Annotated in this window: 1 protein-coding gene; it reads right to left on the bottom strand. The window is 63.2% G+C overall.

All coding sequences use genetic code 11. The annotated features are described in order from the left end of the window. A partial coding sequence (locus ACFYOU_RS33315; RefSeq protein ID WP_391311057.1) for a polyketide synthase dehydratase domain-containing protein occupies window positions 1–1,238 on the bottom strand: 1,238 nt, incomplete at both ends.

Genomic DNA, 1,238 nt, shown 5'->3' with positions numbered 1-1,238 from the left:
ACCGACACCGCACCCCGAGTCACCACCACCAACCGCGAACCCGCCAGCGCCCCACACGCCAACCACTCCCGCACCACCGACAACACCTCACCCACAACCACCCGAGCACCCTCCACCACACCAACCGACCCCACACCCACCGGAACCACCACCAACCCCGGCACCACACCCACACCCACACCAGCCACAAACCCCGCTACATCACCCAAACCACCCAACACCTCAACCCCACCCCCACCCGCACCCGCACCCGCACCCGCACCCGCACCCGCACCCGCACCCGCACCCGCACCCGCAGCAACCGGCGCCCAACCCAACTCAAACACCGAACGCCCACCACGCCGCAACCGCTCCAACTGCCCACCATCCACCCCACGCATATCCAACCGACCCAAACTCAACACCGGCTCACCCAACTCAGACACCACATCCACCCGCAACGCCGAATCACCCACAGACCCAATACGCACCCGCACCCGCGAAACACCCAAACGCCCACCACACACCTTCGACCACGAAAACGGCAACACCGTCACACCACCACCCGACCCCCGCTCCACAAAAGCACCATGCAACGCCGCATCAAACAAAGCCGGATGAACACCAAAACCCTCACCCCCAGAATCACCCGGCAACCCCACCTCAGCAAACACCACATCACCCACACGCCACGCCACACGCACACCCCGAAACAACAACCCATAATCAAACCCCAACTCAGCCATCCCCGCATACAAATCACCCCCAGAAACCTCCACACCACCCACCGGCGGCCACACCTCCGGCACCCACGAAGACACCAACCCCACATCCTCCACACCCAACCAACCACGCGCATGACACCCCCACACACCCCCACCATCACCCTCAGACCGAGCAAAAATCACCACCTCACGACGACCATCAACCCCCACCACACCCACCGAAACCCGCAACTGAACCGAATCACCCTCCTCCAACAACAAAGGCGACTCCATCACCAACTCATCCACCACCGGAAAACCAACCCGCCGACCAGCAGCCAACGCCAACTCCACCCACGCAGTCCCCGGCACAATCACCAAACCCAACACCACGTGATCACGCACCCACGGCTGCGACTCAACCGAGAACCGCCCCGTAAACACCCACTCGTCGCGGTCACCCACCTGCACTGCCGCCGCCAACACCGGATGCTCCACCCGATCCAAACCAGCCGCCGACACATCACCAGCACCCACCGACGGCATCAACCAATA

Origin of the sequence: Streptomyces sp. NPDC005955 (assembly GCF_042871255.1) — a bacterium.
In the GTDB taxonomy this organism is placed as follows: Bacteria; Actinomycetota; Actinomycetes; order Streptomycetales; family Streptomycetaceae; genus Streptomyces.
Note: the sequence above shows the minus strand (reverse complement) of the source record. Positions and strands in the feature narration are given on the sequence as shown.